At 66.0% G+C, this 26,789-nt stretch carries 21 protein-coding genes and 4 pseudogenes; 6 read left to right on the forward strand and 19 right to left on the reverse strand.

Annotated features, from left to right (window positions below; translation table 11 throughout):
- Nucleotides 1-213 precede the first annotated feature (213 nt).
- The 3 genes and pseudogenes from groL to H9L12_RS08745 all read right to left on the reverse strand — a co-directional run bounded on the left by groL (nt 214) and on the right by H9L12_RS08745 (nt 3,749).
- Nucleotides 214-1,853, reverse strand: a pseudogene (gene groL / locus H9L12_RS08735) (chaperonin GroEL).
- Nucleotides 1,854-1,918: 65 nt separating this feature from the next.
- On the reverse strand, nt 1,919-2,206 hold the full coding sequence (groES, locus tag H9L12_RS08740) for a co-chaperone GroES (protein ID WP_187541414.1): 288 nt from the start codon (nt 2,204-2,206) through the stop codon (nt 1,919-1,921).
- 139 nt (nt 2,207-2,345) lie between these two features.
- Nucleotides 2,346-3,749: an MATE family efflux transporter gene (locus H9L12_RS08745; RefSeq protein ID WP_187541415.1), complete on the reverse strand. Its 1,404-nt coding sequence runs from the start codon at nt 3,747-3,749 to the stop codon at nt 2,346-2,348.
- Between the two features lie 111 nt (nt 3,750-3,860).
- Between H9L12_RS08745 and sppA the strand changes: the two genes are divergently transcribed.
- Entirely contained in the window at nt 3,861-5,735 is a 1,875-nt protein-coding gene (sppA, locus tag H9L12_RS08750; protein ID WP_187541416.1) for a signal peptide peptidase SppA, read from the forward strand.
- On the opposite strand, the gene H9L12_RS08755 is transcribed toward sppA, so the two are convergent.
- From H9L12_RS08755 to mdh, 6 genes are all read right to left on the reverse strand, one after another.
- A complete protein-coding gene (locus tag H9L12_RS08755) occupies nt 5,665-6,423 on the reverse strand; it encodes a PepSY domain-containing protein (protein ID WP_187541417.1) in 759 nt (252 codons plus the stop codon). The two genes, sppA and H9L12_RS08755, sit on opposite strands and share 71 nt — an antisense overlap.
- A 226-nt stretch (nt 6,424-6,649) precedes the next feature.
- The gene (gene lpdA / locus H9L12_RS08760; protein WP_187541418.1) at nt 6,650-8,044 is read right to left on the reverse strand and encodes a dihydrolipoyl dehydrogenase; all 1,395 of its coding nucleotides are present in this window, start codon (nt 8,042-8,044) and stop codon (nt 6,650-6,652) included.
- 9 nt (nt 8,045-8,053) lie between these two features.
- Nucleotides 8,054-9,352, reverse strand: a complete 1,299-nt coding sequence (odhB, locus tag H9L12_RS08765) for a 2-oxoglutarate dehydrogenase complex dihydrolipoyllysine-residue succinyltransferase (RefSeq protein WP_187541419.1) — start codon at nt 9,350-9,352, stop codon at nt 8,054-8,056.
- Between the two features lie 10 nt (nt 9,353-9,362).
- Nucleotides 9,363-12,167, reverse strand: a complete 2,805-nt coding sequence (locus tag H9L12_RS08770; protein WP_187541420.1) for a 2-oxoglutarate dehydrogenase E1 component — start codon at nt 12,165-12,167, stop codon at nt 9,363-9,365.
- Between the two features lie 17 nt (nt 12,168-12,184).
- On the reverse strand, nt 12,185-13,069 hold the full coding sequence (gene sucD / locus H9L12_RS08775; RefSeq protein WP_187541421.1) for a succinate--CoA ligase subunit alpha: 885 nt from the start codon (nt 13,067-13,069) through the stop codon (nt 12,185-12,187).
- A complete protein-coding gene (gene mdh, locus H9L12_RS08780; RefSeq protein WP_187541422.1) occupies nt 13,066-14,031 on the reverse strand; it encodes a malate dehydrogenase in 966 nt (321 codons plus the stop codon). Before mdh ends, sucD begins: the two co-directional genes overlap by 4 nt.
- Nucleotides 14,032-14,241: 210 nt before the next feature.
- On the opposite strand from mdh, the gene H9L12_RS08785 reads away from it, so the two are divergent.
- On the forward strand, nt 14,242-14,613 hold the full coding sequence (locus H9L12_RS08785) for a hypothetical protein (RefSeq protein ID WP_187543309.1): 372 nt from the start codon (nt 14,242-14,244) through the stop codon (nt 14,611-14,613).
- Between the two features lie 56 nt (nt 14,614-14,669).
- On the opposite strand, the gene zapE is transcribed toward H9L12_RS08785, so the two are convergent.
- Genes zapE through H9L12_RS08800 form a run of 3 tightly spaced genes read right to left on the reverse strand, consistent with a single transcriptional unit; the run spans nt 14,670 to nt 17,042 of the window.
- Entirely contained in the window at nt 14,670-15,776 is a 1,107-nt protein-coding gene (zapE, locus tag H9L12_RS08790; RefSeq protein ID WP_187541423.1) for a cell division protein ZapE, read from the reverse strand.
- Nucleotides 15,760-16,263, reverse strand: coding sequence for a PaaI family thioesterase (locus tag H9L12_RS08795; RefSeq protein WP_187541424.1), 504 nt, complete (start codon nt 16,261-16,263; stop codon nt 15,760-15,762). Before H9L12_RS08795 ends, zapE begins: the two co-directional genes overlap by 17 nt.
- Entirely contained in the window at nt 16,263-17,042 is a 780-nt protein-coding gene (locus tag H9L12_RS08800; RefSeq protein ID WP_187541425.1) for a succinate dehydrogenase iron-sulfur subunit, read from the reverse strand. Before H9L12_RS08800 ends, H9L12_RS08795 begins: the two co-directional genes overlap by 1 nt.
- 110 nt (nt 17,043-17,152) lie before the next feature.
- Here H9L12_RS08800 and H9L12_RS08805 point away from each other — a divergent pair, with 110 nt between their 5' ends.
- Entirely contained in the window at nt 17,153-18,232 is a 1,080-nt protein-coding gene (locus H9L12_RS08805; RefSeq protein ID WP_187541426.1) for a CDP-glycerol glycerophosphotransferase family protein, read from the forward strand.
- On the opposite strand, the gene H9L12_RS08810 is transcribed toward H9L12_RS08805, so the two are convergent.
- Nucleotides 18,224-18,685 carry a peroxiredoxin gene (locus H9L12_RS08810; protein WP_187543232.1) on the reverse strand — a complete coding sequence of 154 codons (462 nt, stop codon included), beginning with the start codon at nt 18,683-18,685 and terminating at the stop codon, nt 18,224-18,226. The genes H9L12_RS08805 and H9L12_RS08810 overlap by 9 nt on opposite strands.
- Nucleotides 18,685-21,385, reverse strand: a pseudogene (locus tag H9L12_RS08815) (bifunctional [glutamine synthetase] adenylyltransferase/[glutamine synthetase]-adenylyl-L-tyrosine phosphorylase). The gene H9L12_RS08810 and the pseudogene H9L12_RS08815 overlap by 1 nt, the downstream one beginning before the upstream one ends.
- An 83-nt stretch (nt 21,386-21,468) precedes the next feature.
- Between H9L12_RS08815 and H9L12_RS08820 the strand changes: the two are divergent.
- Nucleotides 21,469-21,627, forward strand: a complete 159-nt coding sequence (locus tag H9L12_RS08820; RefSeq protein ID WP_187541427.1) for a hypothetical protein — start codon at nt 21,469-21,471, stop codon at nt 21,625-21,627.
- Nucleotides 21,628-21,632: 5 nt separating this feature from the next.
- On the opposite strand, the gene H9L12_RS08825 is transcribed toward H9L12_RS08820, so the two are convergent.
- The 3 genes and pseudogenes from H9L12_RS08825 to H9L12_RS08835 form a co-directional block, all read right to left on the reverse strand.
- Nucleotides 21,633-22,307: a sigma-70 family RNA polymerase sigma factor gene (locus H9L12_RS08825; RefSeq protein WP_425506772.1), complete on the reverse strand. Its 675-nt coding sequence runs from the start codon at nt 22,305-22,307 to the stop codon at nt 21,633-21,635.
- A 44-nt stretch (nt 22,308-22,351) separates the two neighbouring features.
- Nucleotides 22,352-22,489 (reverse strand): hypothetical protein, encoded by a 138-nt coding sequence (locus H9L12_RS08830; protein ID WP_187541428.1) that lies wholly within the window; start codon nt 22,487-22,489, stop codon nt 22,352-22,354.
- Between the two features lie 69 nt (nt 22,490-22,558).
- Nucleotides 22,559-23,358: pseudogene (locus H9L12_RS08835) on the reverse strand (response regulator).
- A 309-nt stretch (nt 23,359-23,667) separates the two neighbouring features.
- Between H9L12_RS08835 and H9L12_RS08840 the strand changes: the two are divergent.
- Entirely contained in the window at nt 23,668-23,847 is a 180-nt protein-coding gene (locus H9L12_RS08840; RefSeq protein ID WP_187541429.1) for a NepR family anti-sigma factor, read from the forward strand.
- Nucleotides 23,848-23,865: 18 nt separating this feature from the next.
- Entirely contained in the window at nt 23,866-25,434 is a 1,569-nt protein-coding gene (locus H9L12_RS13610) for a sensor histidine kinase (protein ID WP_246450313.1), read from the forward strand.
- Between the two features lie 178 nt (nt 25,435-25,612).
- On the opposite strand, the pseudogene tatC reads toward H9L12_RS13610, so the two are convergent.
- Nucleotides 25,613-26,371 (reverse strand): annotated as a pseudogene (gene tatC, locus H9L12_RS13615) (twin-arginine translocase subunit TatC); the annotation flags it as partial.
- Nucleotides 26,310-26,780: a Sec-independent protein translocase subunit TatA/TatB gene (locus H9L12_RS08850; protein WP_187541431.1), complete on the reverse strand. Its 471-nt coding sequence runs from the start codon at nt 26,778-26,780 to the stop codon at nt 26,310-26,312. The pseudogene tatC and the gene H9L12_RS08850, both read right to left, overlap by 62 nt.
- Nucleotides 26,781-26,789: the final 9 nt, after the last annotated feature.

Consider the following 26,789-nt stretch of genomic DNA (forward strand, 5'->3'; position numbering starts at 1 on the left):
CCTTGTCGCGCGCCAGCCTAGCGCAATGCGATTATCATTTGGTTGATCGCCGGACAAAAGAATGGGGCCGGTGGATGTCCACCGGCCCCTTCTTCGTTTGGCTAGGTAGGACGTCACGGAGTGAATCCGTGACGTCGATCCGGTCGCTGCGCGCCGGTCGGCCGGCCTTCAGCGAGTCCGGGACTAGCGGCTGCTAGCCCCGGCCGCTTCAGGTCAGAAGTCCATTCCGCCCATGCCGCCCATGCCGCCGCCCATCGGCATCGCCGGCTTGTCCTCGGCCACGTCGGCGATGGTCGCCTCCGTGGTGATGAGGAGGCCGGCGACCGAGGCCGCGTCCTGGAGCGCCGTGCGGACGACCTTGGTCGGGTCGATCACGCCGGCCGACACCAGGTTTTCATAGGTATCGGTCGCGGCGTTGAAGCCCTGGGTCTGGTCGCCTTCACGCAGCAGGTTGCCGGCGACGACGGCGCCGTCGACACCCGCGTTGCTGGCGATCTGGCGAAGCGGGGCTTCGATCGCCTTGCGGATGATATCGACACCGCGGGTCTGGTCGTCGTTCGCGCCCTTCAGGCCGTCGAGAGCCTTGGTGGCGTAGAGCAGCGCGGTACCGCCGCCCGGAACGATGCCTTCCTCGACCGCGGCGCGGGTCGCGTGGAGCGCGTCGTCGACGCGGTCCTTGCGTTCCTTCACCTCGACCTCGGTGGCGCCGCCGACCTTGATCACGGCCACGCCGCCGGCGAGCTTGGCAAGACGTTCCTGCAGCTTCTCACGGTCGTAGTCGCTAGTCGTGTTTTCGATCTGCTGGCGGATCGCGCCCGTGCGGGCCTCGATCGTCTCACGCGTGCCGGCGCCATCGACGATGGTCGTGTTGTCCTTGTCGATGGTGACGCGCTTGGCGGTGCCGAGCATGCCGACGGTGACGTTTTCCAGCTTGATGCCGAGGTCTTCGCTGATCATTTCACCGGCGGTGAGGATCGCGATGTCTTCCAGCATCGCCTTGCGCCGATCGCCGAATCCAGGTGCCTTGACCGCCGCGACCTTCAGGCCGCCGCGCAGCTTGTTGACGACCAGGGTCGCCAGCGCTTCGCCCTCGATGTCCTCGGCGATGATCAGCAGCGGACGGCCCGACTGGACGACGGCTTCCAGGATGGGGAGCATCGCCTGCAGGTTCGACAGCTTCTTTTCGTGGATCAGGATGTACGGGTCGTTGAGTTCGACCTGCATCTTTTCCGGGTTGGTAATGAAGTAAGGCGACAGGTAGCCGCGGTCGAACTGCATGCCTTCGACGACGTCGAGTTCGAACTCGAGGCCCTTGGCTTCCTCGACGGTGATGACGCCTTCCTTGCCGACCTTTTCCATCGCTTCCGCGATCTTTTCGCCGACTTCGGTGTCACCGTTCGCCGAAATGATGCCGACCTGGGCGATTTCCGACGAACCGGCGACCGGCTTCGAACGTCCCTTGAGGTCTTCGACGACCTTGCCGACGGCGAGGTCGATGCCGCGCTTCAGGTCCATCGGGTTCATGCCAGCCGCAACCGACTTCATGCCTTCACGGACGATCGCCTGCGCCAGGACGGTCGCGGTGGTCGTGCCGTCGCCGGCGATGTCGTTGGTCTTGGAGGCGACTTCGCGCACCATCTGCGCGCCCATGTTCTCGAACTTGTCCTTGAGCTCGATTTCCTTGGCGACGGTGACGCCGTCCTTGGTAATGCGCGGGCACCGAAGCTCTTGTCGATAACGACGTTGCGGCCCTTCGGGCCGAGCGTCACCTTGACGGCATCGGCGAGGATGTCGACGCCCTTGAGGATGCGTTCACGTGCATCACGGCTGAATTTCACGTCCTTGGCTGCCATGGGGCTACCCTTTCAAAGTCTGGAAGTTCGCAAAGTTCGCGGCATGTGCCGCTGAAAAATGGAGGTCAGCCGACAATCCCGAGGATGTCGCTTTCCTTCATGATGATGAGGTCTTCGCCGTCGACCTTGACCTCGGTGCCCGACCACTTGCCGAACAGGATGCGGTCGCCGGCCTTGACCTCCAGCGGATGGACCTGGCCCTGCTCGTTGCGGGCCCCGGTGCCGACCGAGACGACTTCGCCTTCCTGCGGCTTTTCCTTGGCCGAATCCGGGATGATGATCCCGCCGGCGGTCTTTTCCTCGGCCTCGACACGGCGGACGAGGACTCGATCATGAAGCGGCCTGAAACCCATGGTGGTTTGTCCCTTATGTTGAATCGCGTTTCGGCTGGCACTCAGGCAATCCGAGTGCCAGCGATGCGGCGCATATGGGTCGGGCTTTCCTACCCGTCAATGGCCGGACGAGAGGATTCTTCGGTCGTTTCGATGACCGTCAGACGACCGGTGTCACTCGCCCGGCAAGCCCGAGTGAATCCCGCCGGTTCCAGCGCAGCAGCATCAACAGCGCAACCGCCGCGAGGCCGGCGGCAAGACCCGACCAGATGCCGACCCCCTGCCAGCCCATGACGAATGCGAGCAAAACGCCGACGCCGAGCCCGATCACCCAATAGCCGAACAGCGCGAAGATCGCCGGGACGCGGGTATCGTGGAGCCCGCGAAGCATGCCCGCGCCGATCACCTGCGCGCCGTCGGCGACCTGGAAGATGGCCGCGACGAACAGGAAGCTCACCGCCAGCGCGACGACATGGTCGTTGGCCGGCCCACGATCGAGGAACAGGCCGACCATCGCCTCGGGCGCGGCGATCATCGCGAGGCCGGTCAGTGCCATAAAGCCGACCCCCAGCGCGAAGGCGGTCCAGCCGGCGCGAGTGATGCCCGGCCGGTCGCCCCTGCCGAGCGCCAGGCCGACACGGACCGTCGCTGCCTGGCCAAACCCCAGCGGCACCATGAACGACGTCGCCGCGATCTGCAGCGCGATGGCGTGGGCGGCAACCGACGCGGCATCGATCAGCCCCATCAAATAGGCTGCGGCACTGAACACCCCGCCTTCGAGACCCATCGTCATTCCGATAGGGAAGCCGAGCTTCAACAGGCGGCGGAACCGGGGCCAGTCCGGACGCCACCATCGTCCGAACAGGCGGAAGCGGCGAAACTGGCGATCGCGGACGATCACGACGGCAAGGCCGAACGCGAGGGCGGTCCAGACGATGCTGCTGCCAAGCCCGCCGCCGAAGATGCCAAGGCGCGGCAGGCCGAAATGTCCGAAGATAAGCGACCAACTGAGCAGCGCGTTGAGGACGATCCCGGCGATGCTGATGGCGAGGATCCAGCCCGGCCGTTCCATCGCCGACAGGAAATTGCGCATCACCTGGAAAAACAGCCAGCCGCCAAGCGACCACATGTAGCCGCGCAGGAACAACGCGGCCTGCGCGGCAAGGTCCGGCTGCTGGCCCAGCGCCAGGATGACCGGCTCCGCATTCCACAGGATCAGCCACATCGGCACGATCATCATCGCGGTCAGCCACAACCCCTGGCGGAATGTGCGGCGGACATCGCGGACGGCGTTGGACCGTTGGCCCAGCGCGGTCGCCATCATCGGCGCCGTAGCGGTGAGGATGCCGAGTGCGACGAGCGCCATGGCAAAGGTCAGGTTGAGGCCGAGCGCCGCCGCGGCCAGCTGGTCAGGGCCCAGCCAGCCCATCAGCACGACGTCAGTCGCCTGGATCAGCGCCATCGTCAGGTTGGACAGGATGAGCGGCCACGCGAGCTTGACCGTGGCGGCGAGTTCATCGCGCCAGGCCGATCGGGTCGAGGAAATATCGGCGGGCTGCTCCATGGCGTCCGCCTAGGGAAGGCGCCTGCCCGCGTCCAGCGCCGCCGGTCGAAAAGCGATGGCCGTCCGGCACCGCCTGCGCTAGCCGGTCGGAAAGCCTTGCAAGGAAATGCGATGAAGTTCGTTCGCGGCGTCTGGAAATTGCTGGTCGGCATCAAGGATTTGATGGTCCTGATCTTCATGCTGCTGTTCTTCAGCCTGCTCTACGCGGGCCTGAAGTCGTCGCCGAAGCCCCTCGGCGAGGGCATCCTGCTGGTCGACCTGGACGGCAGCCTGGTCGAGCAACCGTCACTGCCAAGCACCGCCGAGATCCTGTCCGGATCGGCCAGCCGCATCCGCGAGCACCGCCTGTCGGAGATTGTGCAGTCGCTCGATGCGGCGCGGGGCGACCCCCGCATCAAGGCGGTGGCGTTCGACCTCGACGGTTTCCTCGGCGGCGGCCAGACGGCGATCGCGACGCTGGGCGAGGCGATGGACCGGGTGCGCCGGTCGGGTAAGCCGGTAGTGACCTTCGCTACCGCCTACACCGACGACCGGTACCAGTTAGCCGCGCATTCGTCCGAAGTGTGGCTGAGCCCGATGGGTGCGGTGGCGGTGGCCGGCCCGGGCGGCACCAACCTCTATTTCAAGGGCCTGTTCGACAAGCTGGGGGTGACCGCGCACATCTATCGCGTCGGCACCTACAAGGCCGCGGTCGAGCCGTTCGAGCGCACCGGCATGTCCCCCGAAGCGCGAGAGAATGCACAGGCGCTGGCCGGAGCGCTGCTCGAAACGTGGCGTCAGGACGTCACGAAAGCGCGACCCAAGGCGAGCGCCGGGCTGACCCGTTACCTCGCCAATCCGGTCGCGGTCGCCGCCGGCGCCGGAGGAGACTTGGCGCGCGCGGCGATGCAGGTCGGCCTGGTCGACCGGCTGGGCGAGCGGCACCAGTTCGAGGCGCGGCTGGCGGAACTTGGCGGGGACGATCGCCGGCTACCCGGCGGCTTCAAGCGGGTGGCCGTCCGCGACTACGCCCACCGCACCGCTCCACCGGGCGGACCGATCGGCGTGGTGACCGTTGCTGGCACGATCGTCGACGGCACCGCCGGTCCGGGCACGGCGGCGGGCGAGACGATCGCCCGTGCCATCGAAAAGGCGGTCGCGAACGATGCGATCAAGGCCCTGATCGTCCGCATCGACAGTCCCGGCGGGTCGGTGACGGCATCGGAACGCATCCGCCAGGCGATCCTCGCCGCGAAGGCCAAGGGGATCCCGGTGGTCGCGTCGATGGGCAATGTGGCCGCGTCGGGCGGCTATTGGGTGGCGACGCCCGCCAACGTCATCTTCGCCGAGCCGTCGACCATCACCGGGTCGATCGGCGTCTTCGGAATCCTGCCAAGCTTCGAGGGCAGCCTGGCGAAGCTCGGGATCACGACCGACGGGGTGAAGACCAGTCCGCTGTCGGGTGAACCCGACCTGCTGGCCGGTCCGTCGCCCGTGGCCGACGCGCTGCTGCAAACGGGCGTCGAGTCGACCTATCGCCGGTTCCTGGCGATCGTTGCCCAATCGCGGAAGAAATCGCCCGCCGAAATTGATCGCATCGCGCAGGGCCGCGTCTGGGACGGCGGCACGGCGCGACAGATCGGCCTGGTCGACCGCTTCGGCGGACTCGATGACGCCATCGAGGCCGCTGCCGCTGCGGCGAAGCTCGGCGACGAACGGGGCGTGACCCTGCTCGAAGCCGGTCCGACCCTGACCTCCCAACTGCTAGGCATGGTCCAGGGCGAGCCGCGCGACGATAGCGAGGCGCCCGACGCCTGGTCGTCGCTGGCGCCCGCCCCCAAGACCCTGCTTGCCGAGGCGATGGCACGGTTGGAGGCGGTGCTCGACGGACCAGCGATCCAGGCGACTTGCCTGGAATGCCCGGCGGTCGCCCCGGCTAACCTTGGCCGGACGACTCCGCCGACGGCGTCCGCCTGGGCGCGCGTCGCGGCCTGGCTGGCGGGCTGACGGGCTCGGGCTGGGGATCCGGCTGCTTGCCGGTGAAGAGGATAGCGACCCCCGCCACCAGCATCAGGATTGACAGGGCGCTGAACATCACGACCCACGGATTGTGCGGGTCCTTCCGGCCCTGCAGGTCGAGGATATGAAGGCCCCAGAACCAGTCGTGGACGCGCCACTGCCGCGTGCGATGGGCGATGATCGCCGAGGATCCCGACTCGACATAGAAATGCGTGGCGTCATCCATCTCGACGCGCCAGCCATCGAGACTGCGGCGAACCTCGAGGTGATATTCCTCTGGCAGGATGCGGGTGACGCGCGCGATCCTGGCCGTCCCGGTGTATCGGGCGAGAACCTCGCGCGTTGCCTCGGCAGCGCCGATCGCGGGCAGCCAGGCACCGGTTGCCGGATCGGCCATCCGCGGCTGGCTCACGCCGGCAATCTTGGCCACCCAGCGCAGGCCCGCGGCGCGAGGCTCCAGCGTCAGGCTTTCGAACTTTAGGCCGTCGAGGCGCGGAACGACGAGCGGGGAAGCGACCTGCATCGGCGCCGGCTTTCGCAGCAAGTGGTCGGCGCGAGTCTCGGCGATCGGCCGAGCCGCCATGACAAAGCCACTGACCAGCCAGAACATCATCGGAAGCGCCAGCACCCAGGCCAAAAGCCGGTGCCAGCGACGAAACGCCGTCCTGATTCCCACCTGTATTCCCCTAATCCCACCTTACAGGCCGATCGGCGGTCCCCCGGAAATCTGGTCATTTCCGCGCCGAACGACGGTCACGGCATAATGGCAAGTTAATCCGCCGTCATCTCCTTTTCGAAACGAGGTTAATGCCCGGAGTGGGCCGGACTTCGTTCGCAGGATTTTCGGCGCCTTGGGCCGGCCGGATCGGGGTCGGAAAGCGCGGGCGACAGCCGCCGGAGCGCTAGATGTGGATGGGCTTGCCCGTCACTGCCATCGCCGCTTCCTTGATCGCTTCCGAATGGGTCGGGTGAGCGTGGCAGGTGTAGGCGATATCCTCGCTGGTCGCACCGAATTCCATCGCCTGGGCGGCCTGGGCGATCATCGTGCCGGCAACCGAAGCGATCGCCCACACGCCGAGCACACGGTCCGACCTGGCGTCGGCGACGATCTTCACGAAACCATCGGGTTCATGGTTGGTCTTCGCCCGGCTGTTGGCGAGCATCGGGAACTTGCCCACCTTGACCTCGCCATACTTCGCCTTGGCGTCCTCCTCGGTGAGGCCCACGCCGGCGATTTCCGGCCAGGTGTAGACGACGGACGGGATGACGTCGTGATTCACGATGCCGGTGAGGCCAGCGATATTCTCGGCGACCGCGATGCCCTCGTCCTCGGCCTTATGGGCCAGCATCGGGCCGGGGATGACGTCGCCAACCGCCCAAACGCCGTCGACCTTCGTTCGAAAATCATGGTCGGTTTCGATCTGGCCCCGCTGGTTGACCTGCAGGCCGATCTTGTCGAGGCCGAGCCCATCGGTGTTCGGACGCCGGCCGATCGACACCAGCACACAGTCCGCCTCCAGCGTTTCCGCCGCGCCGCCCTTGGCCGGTTCCAGCGTCAGCGTCGCCTGGTCGCCGTTGACGGCGACGCCGGTGACCTTGGTGCCAAGCTTGAACTCGATGCCTTGCTTCTTGAAGATCTTGTTGGCTTCCTTGCGAACCTCGCCGTCCATGCCGGGCAGGATCTGGTCGAGGAATTCGACGCAGGTGACCCGCGCGCCCAGCCGGCGCCAGACGCTGCCCAATTCCAGCCCGATCACGCCGCCGCCGATGACGACCATATGCTCCGGCACCTTGGGAAGCTCGAGCGCGCCGGTGGAATCGACGACGACCTTCTGGTCGACCGTCACGCCCGGCAGCGGGGTGACCGACGATCCGGTGGCGATGACGATGTTCTTGGCCGTCGCCTTCTGCCCGCCGACCGAAACGGTATGCGCGTCCTCGAAGGTCGCAAGCCCCTTCAGCCAGGTGACCTTGTTCTTCTTGAACAGGAATTCGATGCCGCCGGTCAGGCCCTTGACCGCGTCGCGGCGCTGGCCGTGCATCGTGTCGAGGTCGAGTTCCGGCGTGACCTTGATGCCCATCTTGGCCATGGCGCCATTAGCGGCGGCGTCGAAATATTCCGACGCGTGAAGCATCGCCTTCGACGGGATGCAGCCGACGTTGAGGCAGGTGCCGCCCAGCGTTTCGCGGCTCTCAGCGCAGGCGGTCTTGAGGCCGAGCTGCGCCGCGCGGATCGCGGCGACATAACCGCCCGGCCCCGCGCCAATCACCAGAACGTCGTAGTCGTAGTCAGCCATGGTCAGTCCTTAAAGATCGATCAGCAGGCGCGTCGGGTCCTCGATCGCTTCCTTGACGCGGACGAGGAAGGTGACCGCCTCGCGGCCGTCGATCAGGCGGTGGTCATAGGATAGCGCCAGATACATCATCGGCCGGACGACGACCTGGCCGTCGCGGACGACCGGGCGATCCTCGATGCGGTGCATGCCGAGCACGGCCGACTGCGGCGGGTTGATGATCGGCGTCGACAGCAGCGAGCCGAACACGCCGCCGTTGGAGATGGTGAAGGTGCCGCCCTTCATTTCATCCATGCTTAGCGTGCCGTCCTTGGCCTTCTTGCCGTAGGCGGCGATCGCCTGCTCGATCTCGGCGAAGCTCATCCGGTCGGCCGAGCGGATCACCGGGACGACCAGGCCCTTGGGCGCCGATACCGCGACCGACACGTCGAGATAGTCGGAATAGACGATTTCGTCGCCTTCGATGCGGGCATTGACCGACGGTACGTCGCGCGCGGCGAGCGCCACCGCCTTCACGAAGAAGCCCATGAAGCCGAGGCGGATGCCGTGCTTCTTTTCGAACAGGTCCTTGTAGCGGGCGCGGGCGTCGATGACGGCGGTCATGTCGACGTCGTTGAATGTCGTCAGCAGCGCAGCCGTGTTCTGCGCGTCCTTCAGGCGCTGGGCGATGGTCTGGCGGAGGCGCGACATCTTGACGCGCTCTTCCTTGCGCTCGCCCGACGGCGCAGGCGCGGCAGTTGCGGCCGGTGCCACGGCGGCAGCCGCAGCCGGGGCCGATTCAGTCTTCTTGGCCTGCGCGGCGGCGATGACGTCGTCCTTGGTCAGGCGGCCGTCCTTGCCGCTGCCCTTGATCGTTGACGGATCGACATGATGTTCCAGCACCGCGCGGCGAACGGCCGGCGACAAGGTCAGCGCGGCGTCGCCGGTGGGCGCGGTCTGCGGGGCGGGGTCGTCCTCTTCACGCGGGCGCACATTCTCGCCGGCTCCGGCCGGGTTGACCGGCGCTCCAGCCACCGTCGCCTCGGCCGGTGCAGCAGCAGGGGCAGCGGCAGCAGGCGCCGGCGCGGCCGCACCGCCTTCACCGACGCGGGCGATCACCGCCCCGACGGCGACCGTGTCGCCTTCCTTGACCAGCTGCTCGGACAGGGTCCCCGCGACCGGCGAATTGACTTCGACCGACACCTTGTCGGTTTCCAGGCTGGCGATCGGCTCATCGGCCTGGACCGCGTCGCCGGGCTGCTTGAGCCACTGGCCCACGGTCGCCTCGGTGATCGATTCACCAAGCGTCGGGACCTTCACGTCAGTGGCCATCATGCACTCCTTAGCTGGCTTTGGCGGTACGCGCGGGCTGGCTGCTATGGCCCAACGCGTCGGCAATCAAGGCGGCCTGTTCCGCCGCGTGGCGCTTGGCGAGGCCGGTGGCGGGCGATGCCGAGGCGGCGCGGCCCGCATAGCGCGGGCGAAGGCCGCCGTGGCCGGCTTCGGCCAAGCAGCATTCCAGAAGCTCCTCGACGAACGTCCAGGCGCCGCCGTTCTTCGGTTCTTCCTGTGCCCAAACCAGTTCTTCCAGCTCGGGCATCGCCTGAAGCCGCTTGACCAGGGGTTCGGACGGGAAGGGATAAAGCTGTTCGATGCGGATGACTTCGGTGGCCGTGTCGCCGGCGCCATCGCGGGCCTCGATCAGTTCATAGCCAAGCTTGCCCGAGCACAGCACCGCGCGCCGAGTCTCACCGGTGGCCGGCGGGTTGAGGTCGGACATGATGCGGAAGAAGTGGCCGTCGCCGACGAAGTCCGAACGCTTGGATACCGCCAGCTTGTGCCGCAGCAGCGACTTGGGCGTCATGATAACCAGCGGCTTGCGGAATTCGCGAAGCATCTGCCGGCGCAGGATGTGGAAGTAATTGGCCGGCGTGGTGCAGTTGGCGACCTGGATATTGTCCTCGGCGCACAGCTGCAGGAAGCGTTCCGGGCGCGCCGAGCTATGTTCCGGCCCCTGCCCTTCAAAGCCGTGCGGCAACAACATGACGAGGCCGCTGGCGCGAAGCCACTTCGCCTCACCGGCGGCGATGAACTGGTCGATGATCGTTTGCGCGCCGTTGACGAAATCGCCGAACTGGCCTTCCCAAAGCACCAAAGTGCGCGGGTCGGAAATCGAATAGCCATATTCGAAGCCGAGCACGCCGAATTCGCTCAGCGGGCTGTCGCGGACCTCGAAGCGAGGGCGGATCTCGCCGTCGTTGATCGTGCGAAGCGGGATGTATTTGTCACCGTTGGTCTGGTCGACCCATGCCGCGTGCCGCTGCGAGAAGGTGCCGCGGCCCGAGTCCTGCCCCGACAGGCGGACGCTGTAGCCGTCCTCGACCAGGCTGCCGAAAGCCAGCGCCTCGCCAGTCGCCCAGTCGATCCCCTCTCCCTTTTCCAGCGCGGTGCGCTTGGCGTCGAGGATGCGGGCCAGCGTCTTGTGAACGGTCAGGCCGTCGGGAACGGTCGTCAGGAGCGACGTCAGCCGCGAATATTGGTCGTCGTCGATCGAGGTATCGACGTTGCGGCGGCCAAGCACCGGCTCCCCCGGCTTGCCAAGGCCGGTCCAGCGACCCTCGAACCAGTCCGCCTTGTTGGGCAGATAGGTGGCGCCCGCTTCGAACTCGCCTTCCAGCAGGGTGACGAATTCCTTCGTCCTCGCGTCGATCCACGCCTGGTCGACGACACCCTCGGCAATGAGGCGCTGGCCGTAGATCTGGCTGATCGGCGGGTGCTTGCGGATCGCCGCATACATCAGCGGCTGGGTGAAGCTGGGTTCGTCACCCTCGTTGTGGCCGAAGCGGCGGTAGCACCACATGTCGATGACGATGTCGCGGTTGAACCGCTGGCGGAACTCGATGGCGAGCTTGCAGCAGAAAGTGACCGCTTCCGGATCGTCGCCATTGACGTGAAGGATCGGCGCCTGGACCGACTTGGCGATGTCCGACGGATAGGGCGACGAACGCGCGAACTGCGGGCTGGTGGTAAAGCCGACCTGGTTGTTGATGACGAAGTGGATCGTGCCACCGGTGCCGTAGCCGGGAAGGCCGGAGAAGCCGAAGCATTCCGCGACGATGCCCTGGCCCGCGAAGGCCGCGTCGCCGTGAAGCAGCACGGGAAGCACGGTGTCGCCCTCGCGGTCGCCCTTCACCGTCTGCACGGCGCGGGTCTTGCCCAGGACGACCGGGTCGACCGCTTCCAGATGCGACGGGTTGGGCACCAGGCTCAAGTGAACCTTGTTGCCGTCGAACACCCGGTCGCTGCTGGTGCCGAGGTGATATTTGACGTCGCCCGACCCGCCGACATCGGCGGGGTTGGCGGAGCCGCCGGCGAATTCGCTGAAGATCGCGCGAAACGGCTTGCCCATGACGTTGGACAGCACGTTCAGGCGGCCGCGGTGGGCCATGCCGATGGTGATCTCGACGACGCCGAGCTGGCCGCCGTATTTGATGATCGATTCCAGCGCGGGGATGGCGCTTTCGCCGCCGTCCAAACCGAAGCGCTTGGTGCCGACATATTTGCGGGCAAGGAATTTCTCCCACTGCTCGCCGTGGATGACCTTCTCGAGGATCGCCTGCTTGCCCTCGGGCGTGAAGGCGATCTCGGCGTCCTTGCCTTCCATCCGTTCCTGAAGGAAGCGGCGCTCCTCCAGGTCGTTGATGTGCATATATTCGAGGCCGACGGTGCCGCAGTAATTCGCCTGGAGCACGGCGACGATCTCGCGGACGCTCGCCTTTTCGAAGCCGAGTGCGCCGCCCAACCAGATCTTGCGGTCGAGATCACCCTCGGTGAAGCCATGATAGGCCGGGGTCAGGTCGGCCGGCAGTTCGTGATGCGCAAGGCCGAGCGGATCGAGCTTGGCGGCGAGGTGACCGCGCACGCGATAGGTGCGGATCAACATCATCGCCCGGATGCTGTCCTGGGCGGCGCGGTGGATCGCCGCTTCGTCGATGGTCCCGCCAGTCGCCGCGACCTGCTTGGCAGCCGCCGCGACCTTCTCGATCGTCGCTTCGGTCGGGTCGAGCCCGGCGTTGACCGGGTCGAGGTCGGCCAACGGCCAGTTGGGGCGCGCCCAACTGGGTCCGGTTTCGCGATCGATTGCCATCGGGTCCATCGGGACGATCAGCCTTTCAGCAGCTCCGTGAGGGTGGTGCCAAGCTCAGATGGGCTCGGCGACACGCGGATTCCAGCCTCTTCCATCGCGGCGATCTTGTCTTCGGCGCCGCCCTTGCCGCCCGACACAATCGCGCCGGCGTGGCCCATGCGGCGGCCCGGGGGTGCCGTGCGTCCCGCGATGAAGCCGACCATCGGTTTCTGGCGGTCGCGCCTGGCTTCGTCCTTGAGGAACTGGGCCGCCTGCTCTTCCGCGTCGCCGCCGATCTCGCCGATCATGATAATCGACTTGGTCTCGTCGTCGGCCAGGAACAGTTCCAGCACGTCGATGAAGTTGGTGCCGTTGACCGGGTCGCCGCCGATACCGACTGCCGTGGTCTGGCCAAGGCCCGCGTTGGTGGTCTGGAACACCGCCTCATAGGTCAGCGTGCCCGACCGCGACACGACGCCGACGCTGCCCTTCTTGAAGATGTTGCCCGGCATGATGCCGATCTTGCACTCGTCGGGGGTCAGCACGCCCGGGCAATTCGGCCCGATCAGCCGCGACTTGCTGCCCGACAGCGCGCGCTTCACCTTGACCATGTCGAGCACCGGGATGCCTTCGGTGATGCAGACGATCAGCGGCACCTCGGCGTCGATCGCCTCCAGGATCGAGTCCGCTGCGAAGGGCGGCGGCACGTAAATCACCGACGCGTCGGCACCGGTCTTCTCGACCGCTTCATGGACGGTGTTGAAAACCGGCAGGCCGATGTGGGTCGTGCCACCCTTCCCCGGCGTGACGCCCGCGACCATCTGAGTGCCATAGGCCAGCGCTTGCTGCGTGTGGAAGGTGCCGGTGTCGCCGGTCATCCCCTGGGTGATGACCTTGGTGTTCTTGTTGACGAGAATGCTCACTGGCCGAGGCTCCCATCGATCGCCTTGCAGGCAACGAGCAGTTCCTTGACTGCGTCGACGCTGACCTGGAAATTCTGCTTGGCTTCGTCGTCGAGTGCGATTTCGATCACTTCCTCGACGCCGTTGGCGCCGATCACGGTCGGGACGCCAACGTAAAGGCCGTCGAGGCCGTACTTGCCCTCGACATAGACCGCGCATGGCAGGATCCGCTTCTGGTCGCCCAAATAGGCCTCGGCCATCGCGATCGCGCTGGTGGCCGGGGCGTAGAAAGCGCTGCCGGTCTTGAGCAGGCCAACGATCTCGCCACCGCCACCGCGGGTACGCGTGACGATCTCGTCGATGCGCGCCTTGGTCGACTTGCCCATCGCGACGAGGTCGTCGACCGGAATGCCGCTGACGGTGGTGTAGCTGGTGACCGGCACCATCGTGTCGCCGTGGCCGCCGAGCACGAAGGCGTTCACGTCCTTGACCGACACGCCGAATTCCCACGCCAGGAAGGTGGCGAAGCGCGCGCTGTCGAGCACGCCGGCCATGCCGACGACCTTGTTGTGCGGCAGGCCGGAGAATTCGCGCAACGCCCACACCATCGCGTCGAGCGGGTTGGTGATGCAGATGACGAACGCGTCGGGGGCGTATTTCTTGAGGCCCTCGCCGACCTGCTTCATCACGCCAAGGTTGATGCCGATCAGGTCGTCGCGGCTCATGCCGGGTTTCCGCGGCACACCGGCGGTGACGATCACCACGTCGGCGCCGGCAATATCGGCATAGTCGTTGGTGCCGGTTATTTTCGCGTCGAAGCCCTCGATCGGGCCGCACTGGCTAAGGTCGAGCGCCTTGCCCTGCGGAATGCCCTCGGCGATGTCGAACAGGACGATGTCGCCCATTTCCTTTTTCGCCGCGAGGTGCGCGAGCGTGCCGCCGATCATCCCGGCGCCGATCAGCGCGATCTTCTTGCGTGCCATGGGCATTCCAGCCTTTCGTCGAGTCTTTAAGTCGTTTCGGTCCCGCGGAAGGGCGCGAAATGAAGGCGCGCCCGGGGGCGGCGTTGCGCTTAGCCGCACCCGCCAGCAGGGGCAACCGCTGCGACGGGCCGGGGCGCGGAAACGACGAGATTTTTGCTGTGAATGCGGCACTCACCCCGCGTTAAGCGTTACGCACCCATGATGACCGGCATGAAACAGGCACTTCTCATCGCCGGCGCCGCGCTGCTTGTCAGTGCCGCCCCGGCTCTCGCGGGCCCGGGCCATGGCAAGGGTCATCACAACGGACATTCCTTCGCTGGACAGCCGGGCTGCCCGCCGGGCCTTGCGAAGAAGAACAACGGCTGCCTGCCGCCGGGCCAGGCCAAGAAGCTGTACAGCATGGGGCAGCGCCTGCCCTACGGCTTCAACGGCTACACGCCGTACAACCAGATACCGTACGACCTGCGCCGCCAATACGACCTCGACCCGTATGGCCGCTATATCTACGATCAGCACTACATCTATCGCGTCGACCCCAAGACCCAGATTGTCAGCGCGATCCTGAACGCCATCCTCCGCTAACGGTCGAGTGCAACCGACCGTCTGGGCCGTCCCGGGAAACCGGGGCGGCCCTTTTGCTAAAAGGCCAGACCGTGGCCCTCGCCGAGGTAATCGACACTCTGCATTTCCTCGAGCCGGCTGACGGTGCGCTGGAATTCGAAATTGCCGTCGCCTGACGGGTAAAGCTCCGCGGGCTCTGCGTCCGCGGCGGCGAGCAGCTTGACCTTATGTTCGTACAGCGCGTCGATCAGCGTGACGAAGCGCGCCGCCTCGTTGCGCATCTCGCGCGTCATCTTCGGGATGCCGACGATGATCACGGTGTGAAAGCGCCTGGCGATTGCGAGATAGTCGGCCGCGCCGCGTGCTTCGCCGCACAGCCGCTTGAACGAGAAGACCGCGACGCCCTTCAGGGACTTGGGAACGAACATCGTGCGCCCGCCGCCGACGTCGAGTTCCTCGGTCGGGACGTGCAGGCTGTCCTCGACCGGATAGTCGGTCAGCCGGAAGAAGGCTTCCCGCAGCGCCTCGGTCGCGGCCGGGCCGTTCGGCACGTACCACGTATCCAGCCCTGCCAGTCGATCAAGGCGGTAATCGATCGGGCCGTTGAGCGAAACGACCTGCAGCCGCTGCTCGATCAGGGCTATGAACGGAAGGAACAACTGCCGGTTGAGCCCGTCCTTGTAGAGGTCCGACGGCGGACGGTTGGACGTCGTCACCAGCCCCACCCCGGCGTCGAGCAGTTGCGTGAATAGCCGCGACATGATCATCGCGTCGGCCGGGTTGGTGACCATCATCTCGTCGAACGCGAGGAAGCGGACGCTGTCGGCGATGTCCCGGGCGACCTTGATCACCGGATCGCCATCCTCGCCGGTCCGTGCCTCGCGCAGCCGATCATGCACCTCCAGCATGAACGGCGCGAAATGGGTGCGGCGCTTGGGCTCGACATCGATGTGGTCGAACGCCAGGTCCATCAGCATCGACTTGCCGCGCCCGACCCCGCCCCACAGGTAGACACCGCACGGGGGTCGCGCCTTGCCGAACAGCTTTTTCAGGAATCCGGCGTTGGTCCCGGCGAGGTCAGCGGCGAAGCGGTCGAGCGCCGCCGCCGCCTTGCGCTGGTCCGGATCGTCCTTGACCTCGCCCGCCGCGACCAGCGCGGCATAGGCGTCAGCGACGCTGGGCATCGTCGCTGGAATCGCCGTCGGCGCTCTTGGCGCGCGGAGAGATCTTTTTCAGCGTGCCGGTGAAATCATAGCAGGGGGCGCCGTCCTGCTCGAGAAAGCCCGACAGGAAGACGATGCCGCCCGCCGTCTGCCGGACCAGCCGGACGTGGGCCGTCAGCGGCTTGCCGATGGCGCCGCGTGCCAGGAAACGGGTGTGCATGTCGAGCGTGACGTAATGCCCTTCGGCCATGCCGGCGCAGCGCCCCCCGGCGAACAGCGCCATGTCGGTGAAGCTCATCACCGCGCCGCCGTGGATCGACCCGCCCATGTTCTGGTGCGCCTCGGTCGGGAACATGCGGACTTCGGCCGTTCCCTCTCCGGTCGGCCGGAAGATCAGCCGGCCGGTCGCAGCGGCGAAGCTCCCGCGCGGGAAATCGCCCCAGCTATACCAGCCTTCGTGGTCGGGATCGGGTTGCGCGCCATTGGGCAGGCGCGGCGTTTCCGTCATCAGGCGGCGCGTTCAGCTACGAGCTTTTTCGTCTCGGCAATCGCCTTGGCCGGGTTCAACCCCTTCGGGCAGACGTTGGCGCAGTTCATGATGGTATGGCACCGATACAGGCGGAACGGGTCCTCGAGCTGGTCGAGCCGCTCGCCGGTCGCCTCGTCGCGGCTGTCGACCAGCCAGCGATAGGCCTGAAGCAGGATCGCGGGGCCGAGGAACTTGTCGCTGTTCCACCAATAGCTGGGGCAGCTGGTCGAGCAGCAGGCGCACAGGATACACTCGTACAGCCCGTCGAGCTTGGCGCGGTCCTCGGGCGACTGGAAGCGTTCCTTGCCCGACGGTTCGGGCGTCGACGACTTCAGCCACGGCTGGATCGAGGCATATTGCGCGTAGAAGTGGGTCATGTCGGGAACCAGGTCCTTGACCACCTCCATGTGCGGCAGCGGCGTGATCCGCACCTCGCCCGCGCAATCCTCGATCGCGGTGGTGCAGGCGAGGCCATTCTTGCCGTTCATGTTCATCGCGCACGACCCGCAGATGCCCTCGCGACACGAGCGGCGGAAGGTCAGGGTCGGATCGATCTCGTTCTTGATCTTGATGATCGCGTCGAGAACCATCGGCCCGGTCTTGTCGAGGTCGATGGTGTAGGTGTCGTAGCGCGGGTTTGCGCCGCTGTCGGGGTCGTAACGATAAACCTTGAACGTCTTCGGCCGCTTGCCGCCATCGCCCTTGTGGGCGCGGCCCTTGGCAATCTTGCTGTTCTTCGGAAGGGTGAATTCGGCCACGGGCGGTCCTTGACGGCGGTTCGACTTGGCAGCGCCGCTAGCATGGCCGGGGACGCGGCTTCAAGCGCAACCCTTGCTGCGCTGTCGCCCTGCCTTTACCGCCGCGGCCGATGATCCGCATCGCCTATCTCGCGCTGGCCGAGGCCCACCAGCACCTGCACTGGCTGCCCGGCGCGCTGGCGCTGGCGGCGCGCCCCGGGGTCGAGGTCAGCGTGCTGAGCGCGAGCAAGGCCAGCCTGGACCTCATCCGGCGGTTCGATCCCAAGAAGCGCCTTCGAATCCGATATTTGCCGACCCCGTCGCACAAGCGCGATGGCTTGTTCTCGCCTCCGCCAAGAGGGTTGGTGGCACTGCTCTATTCGCCGCTGCTGGCGCGGTTCGACGCAGTCGTCACCACCGAGACCAGCAGCAGCATCCTGAAACGCCTGCCGTGGTTCGGGGTGCCGATGATCCACCTGAAGCATGGCGCCGGCGACAGCGTTGTCGGCTACAACCCAAATCATCGTCTTTACGACTTCACGCTCGTCAATGGCCCAAAGGACAAGGCAAGGCTGATCGAAAAGGGGCTGGGCCGCGACGACAACATCGCCGTCGTCGGCTACGCCAAGTTCGAGCTGATCGCACCGGCCGGGCGGCTGTTCGCCGACGACCGGTCGGTCGCACTCTACAATCCGCACGCCAAGGCGCCGGGGTCGACCTGGTTCGATCATGGACCGGCGATGGTCCGGGCGATGGAGGGCATTCCCGGCTGGAATTTCGTCGTCGCGCCGCACGTCAAGTTGAAAGGCGGGCCGGACGTTTCCAGCGATGCGCCCAACGTTCGCATCGACCGGGGCAGCATCCGGTCGATCGACATGAGCTATACTCAAGGGGCGGACGTCTACATCGGCGACGCGTCGAGCCAGGTCTACGAGTTCATCCGCCAGCAGCGGCCGTGCATCTTCCTCAACCTCGACCACGCCGACTGGCGCGGCAAGGAGCAGTACACTCACTGGCAGTTCGGCCAGGTGATCGACGATCCGTCGGAGCTGGCAGGAGCATTGGACCGCGCTGCATCGTTGCAGCCGCAATTCGAACCGCTGCAACGCGCCGCGTTCGAGCGGTCGCTCGACCCGACACCGGTCCCGTCATCGATGCGGCAGGCGGACGCGATCCTCGCCTTCCTCGCCGGGCGCGGCGTGTCATCCTAGGGCGCGCGTCGCCTCCAGAACCTCGGCGGCGTGGCCGGCGACCTTCACCTTGCGCCATTCGCGAACAATCGTGCCGTCGGCGGCGATGAGGAAGGTCGAGCGCTCCATTCCCATGTATTTCCGCCCATACATCGACTTTTCGACCCACGTCCCGAAGGCGTCGCTGATCGCTCCATCCTCGTCCGAGGCGAGCGGAACGGCGAGGTCATATTTGGCGATGAACTTGTCATGCTTCTTCATCGGGTCGCGGGAGACGCCGACGACCCTGGTCCCGGCCCTGGCGAAGTCCGCAGCGAGGGCAGTGAAATCCTGCGCCTCGCGCGTGCAGCCGGTGGTGTCGTCCTTAGGATAGAAATAGATGACCAGCGGCGAACCGGGCTTGCCGATGTCCAGCGACGTTCCATCGCTCAGCGTCGCCGAGATCGCCGGCGCCTTGCTTCCGACTTCAACCATCATCGTCCCTCCTGCACCGCGGCCCAGCGCGCCGAGTTCCTCTGCCGGGCAGCGCCGGCGGCGGCAAGCAGCGCCGTCCAATCGTCGGCCCCGCATAACGACGCCACCAATTGCCGCGACTGATCGGCCGGGGCCATCGCCGCCTCCGAACCCATCAGCCGAAGCACGACCAGCATCCTCGTCAGCAGGCGAAGATCGGGATCGGCCTCCCCATCGATCAGTCCGGCGGCGACCAGACCCGCAATCGCGTTCTCGAGCTTCGGATCGAGGCCCTGGTGATGGATCAGTTGCAGCGTGTGGACCGCAAACTCAAGGTCGACCAGGCCGCCCGGACCGAGCTTGATGTCGAGGTCTCCCGCAGGCGGTTTGTGACGCGCCATTTCCCGCCTCATCTGTGCTGCGTCGGTTCGCGTCTTGGCCGGGTCTCTCGGCATACACAGGATCGCGTGGATGATCGTCCGCACCTTTTCGCGGAGCGCACCGGAGCCCGTCAGGGGCGGGCACGGCACAGCGCCATATGCTCCCACGTCCAGGCATCCTCGCGCTGGTAGCGATCGAAGGCGGCGAGGCTGACGGCGAGCATCCCCTGCGCCCCCTGCGGCCGGAGGCGGGTGTCGACGTCGTACAGCGGCCCGCCCCGGTCTGGACGTTGAGGGACGAAATGATCCGCGCCGCGAGGCGATTGAAATAATCGGTGGCCGGGATCGACCGCGGTCCGTCCGACACCGCTCCTTCCGGAGCGTCGAACAGCATGATCAGGTCGAGGTCGCTGGCGTGGGTGAGCGCCCGCCCGCCGAACCGGCCGAGGGCGAGAATGACCAGTTCACCGCCAGGCACACGGCCATTACTGGCTTCGAATTCGCGCGTGGTCGCTTCCGCCAACGCAATCACCGATGCTTCTGCTAGATCGCTGTAGCCGGCGGTGATGACGATCGGATCGCGGTGCGCGGCGATCAGCTGGACCCCGAGCGCGAAGCGGCGCTCGCCCACCAGCCGCCGGACCTGGTCGAGGGCCTGGTCAAGCGGCAGTCCGGCGATCGCCCGGCGGAAGCGCTCCGTCAGCGTTTCCGCGTCGGGCGGCGGGGCGAAGCTGGACTCGTCGATCAGCCCGTCCAGCAGCGTCGGCCGCAGCGCCAACTGGTCGGCCAGCACCGGCGCGTGGGTCAGGATCAGCGCGAGCAACTCGGCAAGTCGCGGCCGAGCTTCCAGCAGCCGGAAGAAATTGACTCCGCTCGACAGCCGCTCGACGATATCGCTGAACCGATTGAGCGCGTGACCCGGGTCGGGGCCGGCGGCAATCGCCTTGAGCAGGGTCGGCAGCATCGCCTCGAACGCGTGACGGGCGGGCTGCGAGCGCAGTGAACGGGCCTTGGCGGTGCGCCAATCCGCGACCCGCCGAGCGGCCTCGTCAGGATCGGGGAAGCCGAGCGCTTCGACCTCCGACCGAAGGATGTCGGGATCGTTCGACAAGCGCCCGCCCCGGTCCGTGACCAGCCCGTCAAACTGCGCGCCGACGAAGTCGACGTGCGGCCGGAGAAAATCGAGCAGGGCGGCCCCATCAGCATGGCCATCGAGGTTGGCGACCGCCTCCAGGGCCGCGGGATCGACCGGAAGGCGATGATCCTGGCGGTCGTCGATCATCTGCACCCTGTGTTCGGCGGTCCGCAGCGCACGATAGGCGTCACCGATCCCCGTCGCCACGTCCGGCGCCAGCATGTCCGCCGACTGCAATGCCGCCAGCGCATCCAGTGTCGCCGGCGCGCGCAAGGAGGGATCGCGGCCGCCGTGGATCAACTGCTGGACCTGGGTAAAGAATTCCGCCTCGCGGATTCCGCCGCGCCCGCGCTTCAGGTCGAATCCGGGACCGAAGCCCTGTCCCTGCGCGTAGTGGTCGCGGATGCGCAGCGAGATGTCGCGAATTTCCTCGATCGCGCCGAAGTCGAGCGCGCGTCGCCAGATGAACGGCTGTATTTCGGCCAAGAAGCGGTTGCCGAGGTCGAGATCGCCGGAGCAGGCGCGGGCGCGGATGAAGGCAGCCCGCTCCCACGGCAGCGCCTGGCTTTCATAATAGGAGATGGCCGCGTCGACGGGCAGTACGATGGGCGTCACCTCGGGCGACGGCCGAAGGCGCAGGTCGACCCGCTGGACATAGCCGTCATGCGTGCGCTGCTGCATCAGTTCCATAAATCGGCGGCCGATCCGCACCGCGGCTTCCCCGGCATCGTCACGCGGGCGACGGGGCATGGTCGCCTGGTCGAACAGCAGCAACAGGTCGACGTCGGAGGAATAGTTGAGTTCACGGCTTCCGAGCTTGCCCAAGGCGAGCACCGCGATCCCGCGCGGTTGCTCGTCCGGGGTCCGTTCCAGCATGGCCGCTTTCAGCGCCTCATCCAGCGCGCGGTCGGCGAAGGCGGACAAATGCGCGGTCACCGCCTCCAGCGGCAGTTCGCCGGACAGGTCGCCAAGCGCGACGGCCAGCGCCAGTGCATGCCGTTGGCGCCGAAGCGTCGTGGCGACGCTGTCGCCGTTGAGCAGGGGAACGCCTGCGATCGCGCTGTCGCTTCCGTCGCGAAGGAACGTCTCCGCGACGTCCGGAAGCGCGGCCATGGCCTCGCGGAGAAAGGGACTGAAACGACGCGCCCTGTCCAGCGCGTCCTGGCGAGCATCCCGCTTATGCTGCTGTTCGTCCACGGAAGGCATCGATCTGGTCATGGCGCAATTCCGGCCGCTACGAAACCAGCGGGGCGCAAAGGCGTTATTTTCTTACGATGCAGAGACTTCGAATGTTCGACGAAAATCACAGGACCGGCGGCGACCGCCGGCCCATCCTGCTCGAGTCGGCTTCGAACCAGCAGGGAATCGCGGCCGCGCTTCGCCGCGCATTTGAGACCGTCGACAGCGATCGCGACGACGAGTTCGAAGCACTGCTCCGCCGCATCTAGCGACGTCAGTCGCGGTCGCGGCTCAATTCGTCCACCTGACCCATGATGGATTGCAGCGCCGAGCGGTTGGGATCCGTCTGGTGCTGACGGCGCGACGGCAGGCCGCTGCCGGTCAGCAACGCTTCGAGAGCGACGCGGCCACGAGCGACGCGGCTCTTGATCGTGCCGACCGCGCAACCGCAGATTTCCGCGGCTTCTTCGTAGGCGAAACCACCTGCACCGACGAGGATCAGTGCTTCGCGTTGCGGCTGCGGCAATTGCATCAAGGCGCGCTGCATGTCGCCAAGCTCGATATGCCGGTCCTGGCTGGCCGGCGCGGCGAGAATCTTGGCTGCGGTGACATCGTCCCATTCGCCCTTGAACCGGGCGCGGCGCATCTGGCTGAGAAACAGGTTGCGAAGGATGATGAAGGTCCACGCCCGCATGTTGGTGCCGGCCTGGAAGCGCTTGCGCGCCGCCCACGCCTTCAGCAGCGTTTCCTGGACAAGGTCGTCGGCAAGGTCGCGGCTGCCCGACAGCGAACGGCCGAACGCGCGAAGATGCGGGATGACCTGGGCGAGCTGGTCCTTGAACTCGTCGTCCGGCAGCGGGACGAGTTCGACCGGCGCCTCCGCAGGCTCGTCGTCTTCTTCGAATTCCGCCACGCTGTTACCCCACCCCTCGTTCGCGCCCATTGCCATGGCCGCTGAGATTTCTGTTTCGCTGGATGCCTGAATGTAGGGCGCTAGCGCGCTGCAAACAATATGACGGCAAAGATGACCACGACGAGGACCAGCCCGCCGAACAGAACATAACGCATGCTGCTGGGGCCCGTGCCCTCACGCGCTTCGGTCCCGGTCAGATGTTCGGGCTGCTCGGCCATAAGATTCCTCAGATCAGTTACGGGGCGCCAACGCGGCGGATTCGCGAAGGGTTCCGCGAGCGTTACGGATCAGCCCGCCGGGACAGTCGCCGTGTCGAAGAACAACGCCTGGCTGATCGCCGCCTTCACCGTCGCGCGCTGGAAGGGCTTGGTGATGAGGAAGGTCGGTTCGGGGCGCGAGCCGGTCAGCAGGCGTTCTGGGAAGGCCGTGATGAAGATTACCGGCACCGAGAATTCGGCCAGGATATCCTTGACCGCGTCGATGCCCGAGCTGTCGTCGGCAAGCTGGATGTCGGCTAGCACCAGTCCCGGGGGAGCCTTGCGCGCCTGAGCCACCGCTTCGTCGCGGGTCACGGCAACGCCGGTGACGTTGTGACCAAGATCGCGAACAATGGTCTCGATGTCCATCGCGATGATCGGCTCATCCTCGATGATCAGCACGTCGGCATGGGTCTGGCGCTCGATCTCCGCAAGCGCTTCGGCGACCAACGATTCCACGTCCTCGGGCGAAGCGTCGATCAGGTAGGCGACGTCCTCGTTGGAAAACCCTTCGAGGCTGGTGAGCAGGAGCGCCTGGCGCGACAGCGGCGTGATCCGCGACAGGCGGGCATGGGCGATGCCCTCGTTACCATCGATGCTGTTCGTCGGCTCGTCGCCTTCCTCGATGTTCGCGCTCGACCAGATGGCGTGGAAGGTACGATAGAGGCCGAGCCGCGGATCGACCTCACGAGGGAAGCTTTCGGGGCTGGCGACGATGGTTTCAAGGGTGGCTCGGACGAAGTTGTCGCCATGCGCCTGGCTGCCGGTCAGGGCCCGGGCATAGCGGCGAAGAAACGGCAGGTGCGGGCGAGATCTTGGCCAAGCGACATGAGTGATACGACTCCGAAATGTTACGCCCGCGTTGTGGGCGCGACGTTGGGTTGATGCAACCCGCGGAGGAAATTGCGCCCCTGATGTCACAGAAAGTGACAATCCCCGGCCCGCGGCGTCTGACGGTGGAACAAAGCACCGGCCATTTGGTTTCCCGCTCGGCTCCGTTGTTAAATTTGGCGACATTGACGAGCTGGCAAGCGCCCCATAGTGCTGCAATGCGAAGCGGCGAAAGGCCTCTTGTCCGTGTTTGGTTTGAGTGAGGGTGCGCATGGCATGCGAATGGCGCGCCGGAGGGGGATGAGAGGTTGAGTGGTTCGAAGAAGAGCGAGGAGCGGGCTCGAGGAAAAGTGGGCAGTGACCGCGCAAACAAGACCGCTCGCGACAAGACGTCGCCGGTCGGCCGCGCCCTCCGCACCGTGTACGATGACACGCTTCGTGAATCCGTCCCCGACGACTTTCTCGACCTGCTGCGCAAGCTCGACTGACGCGCCGCGGGTGGCGCCATGACCCTTTCTGACCACCTCCGGTCGCTGCCAACACCCGCCAAGATCCTGCTACTGCTGACGGTCGCGCTGCTCCCGATCGGGGCGGCGCTGGTGTTCAGCGCGGTCAACGGGTTGCGCGAAGCCGGGCGCGTCATTCGCGAGAGCAGCGTCCGGGAAGCGCACGTCACCACCGAAGCACTGAATGGGCTGATCGCGCGCAACGCCCTCGCGCTTCGTGTTGCTGCCAACGCCAACCTTCGCGCCGGCGGCGGGCCGGTATGCGCCGAAGCGCGGCGGATCCTCGCCATCGCTCCGGCGGTCGCTCGAAGCTTCGAGCTGGAGGACAGCGCCGGCACCCCCATCTGCGCGGTGGGCGACTATCGCGACCTCGATCGTCCGCCCTTGCTGGCGCCCGGTGACATTCGCGAATGGGTGGCGCGCGACGGCAAATCGTTGCTGGTCCGGGTGGGCGTTCCCGGCGGCAGCGCCACGACCCGCTTGACCCTGTCGGAGATACGCGGCGCCATTGGCGCGTCATTCGATACCATCGACCATATCCAGATCGACGATCAACGGATCGTCATGGACGTGTTCAAGCGGGTGTCCGGGGCCGACGACAAGATTGTCCGCCAGGACATTTCCGCCGGCAACGGCGACCTGACCGTCCGTTACACCCTTCGCCAGCGATCGATCAGCACGATCGAGCGGCTGATGATCCTGCTACCGGTCCTGATGTGGGCCTTGGCGGCCATCATCAGTTGGTGGCTCGTGCACCGCTTGCTGATCGTGCCGCTCCGGCGGTTGCAGCGGGCGGTGGTCGATTTTCAGCCCGGGTCAGAAGCGGGATTGGCAATGCCGGAGGGCCTGGGGCCCGCGATGGAAATCCGCGAACTCGCGGACGCCTTCAGCCGCGCGGTGGAGCGGATTGACCGAAGCGAGCGGCAAATGGCCGAAGCCCTTGAAGGCCAAACCCGCCTGGTGCGCGAAGTCCATCACCGCGTGAAAAACAACCTGCAGGTCATCGCGTCGCTGCTCAGCATCCACGGCCGCACCGCGGACGGAGCCGAGGCGAAGGCAGCTTATGCGGCGATCGGGCGGCGGGTCGACGCATTGTCGGTCGTCCACCGCAACCACTACGCCGAACTCGAGGAAAACCAGGGCATCGCCCTTCGGCCCTTGCTGACCGAACTGGCTTCCGGACTGCGCGGCTCGACACCCGAGGGCACCACGCCGATCCGGCTCGAACTCGAGCTCGACCAGGTTTCCACCACGCAGGATGTCGCGGTCGCCGCAGCCTTCCTGATCACCGAGGTCGTCGAATATGCAATGCTCCATGCCGGAGCCCAGCCGGTGGAAATCTCGTTGCGGCGATCGAGCGAGCTGACCGCCCGGTTGTCACTGACCAGCTCAGGCCTGCTCGAACGAAACATGGACAGCAACGAGCGCAAGCAGTTCGAGCGGATCGTCGAGGCCTTGGCCCGCCAATTGCGGGCGCCGCTCGATCGTAAACTCGGTACATATTCGCTCGACGTTCCCGTCTTCCCGCCCATGGAACGGCGGGTACGGGGTCGAACGCCAAGGACGTAAAGTTTTTTTTTAAAACCGGGGAACCGTGGCGGAAAACCGGACGTTTTAAGCTTCGGATAGTGACCTTTTGCCCCCCCGCTCTCGCTATCCGATCAAATGGGCCCGGAACCGCCAACCCTCCCCCCCCCGGTGGCGTTTCCGGGCCCACATTCGTCTGGGCCTCCTCAACAACCTCCGAATCATCCGCGACTTTGGCGCGTGACGCGCGCCAGTGCGTGAGACGGATAGAGAGAATCGCGAATTCGTACAGCGAGTAGAGCGGCACGAGCATCAGCAGCATCGACACCACGTCCGGCGGCGTCAGCACCGCGGCAATCGCCGCCGAGGCGACGATCGCATAGCGCCGTGACTTTGCGAGTTGCTGTACGGTGACGATGCCAGCCCGTTCCAGCACCATCAACAGCACCGGCATCAGGAAGGCGACGCCGAATCCGAACAGGAAGCGGGTCACGAACGACAGATAGTTGCCGATCGCCGGCAAGGCCTCCTGCTCAACCCCGCCGATATTCCCTTCGAAGCCGAGCAGGAACTTGAGCGCCCACGGCATGGCGACGAAGTAGGCAAAGGCTGCGCCCGCCGCGAAGAAGAAGGGCGTCATCAACAGGAACGGCAGGAAGGCCCGCTTCTCCTTGGCATAGAGTCCCGGTGCGACGAACCGCCACAACTGGGTCGCGAACATCGGAAAGCCGATCATCAGCGCGGCGAAGAAGGCGACCTTCACCTCCACGAAAAAGGCCTCGAAGATGTCGGTGTAGATGAGCTTGCCCTGCCCCGCCGCCAGCAACGGCTGCACCAGCACGGCGAAGATCGGCTTGGCGAAGTAGAGGCAGACGAAGAAGGCGGCGAGCAGGGTGAGCACGCTCCACAACAGCCGTTTACGAAGCTCGATCAAATGATCGATCAGCGGGGCCTTGGTGTCGTCGATGTCGTCGATCATGGCAGCGGCCGTTCAAGCGGCGGGCGCGGATCGTCGTCCGGGCGGCGGGCGCCTCCAGCGGAAGGGTTGGCTCGTCCTCGAAGGCCTCGGCCGGCGGGGTCGGCATGACGCTGGGCAGCATTACCGACGCCGGGTCGGCGGGGACCGCCTCAGGCTCCGGATAGTGGCCGTCGGCGGGATATTGGGCGAGGATCCGCTCATTCTGCTCGCGCCACTTGCGGTCCATTTCCTCAAGTTCCGCCTCGCGCATCACATTCTCGATTCCGGCGGTGAAGTGTCGCGCATAACCGCGGGCCCGCCCGACCCAGCGGCCGACCGACAGCATCACACGCGGCAATTCCTTCGGGCCGATGAACAGCAGCGCCACGATGGCGACGACGATGAATTCCGACGTGTCGACGCCGAACATGGCGGCGCT

This window comes from Sphingomonas rhizophila (assembly GCF_014396585.1).
Classification (GTDB): domain Bacteria; phylum Pseudomonadota; class Alphaproteobacteria; order Sphingomonadales; family Sphingomonadaceae; genus Sphingomicrobium; species Sphingomicrobium rhizophilum.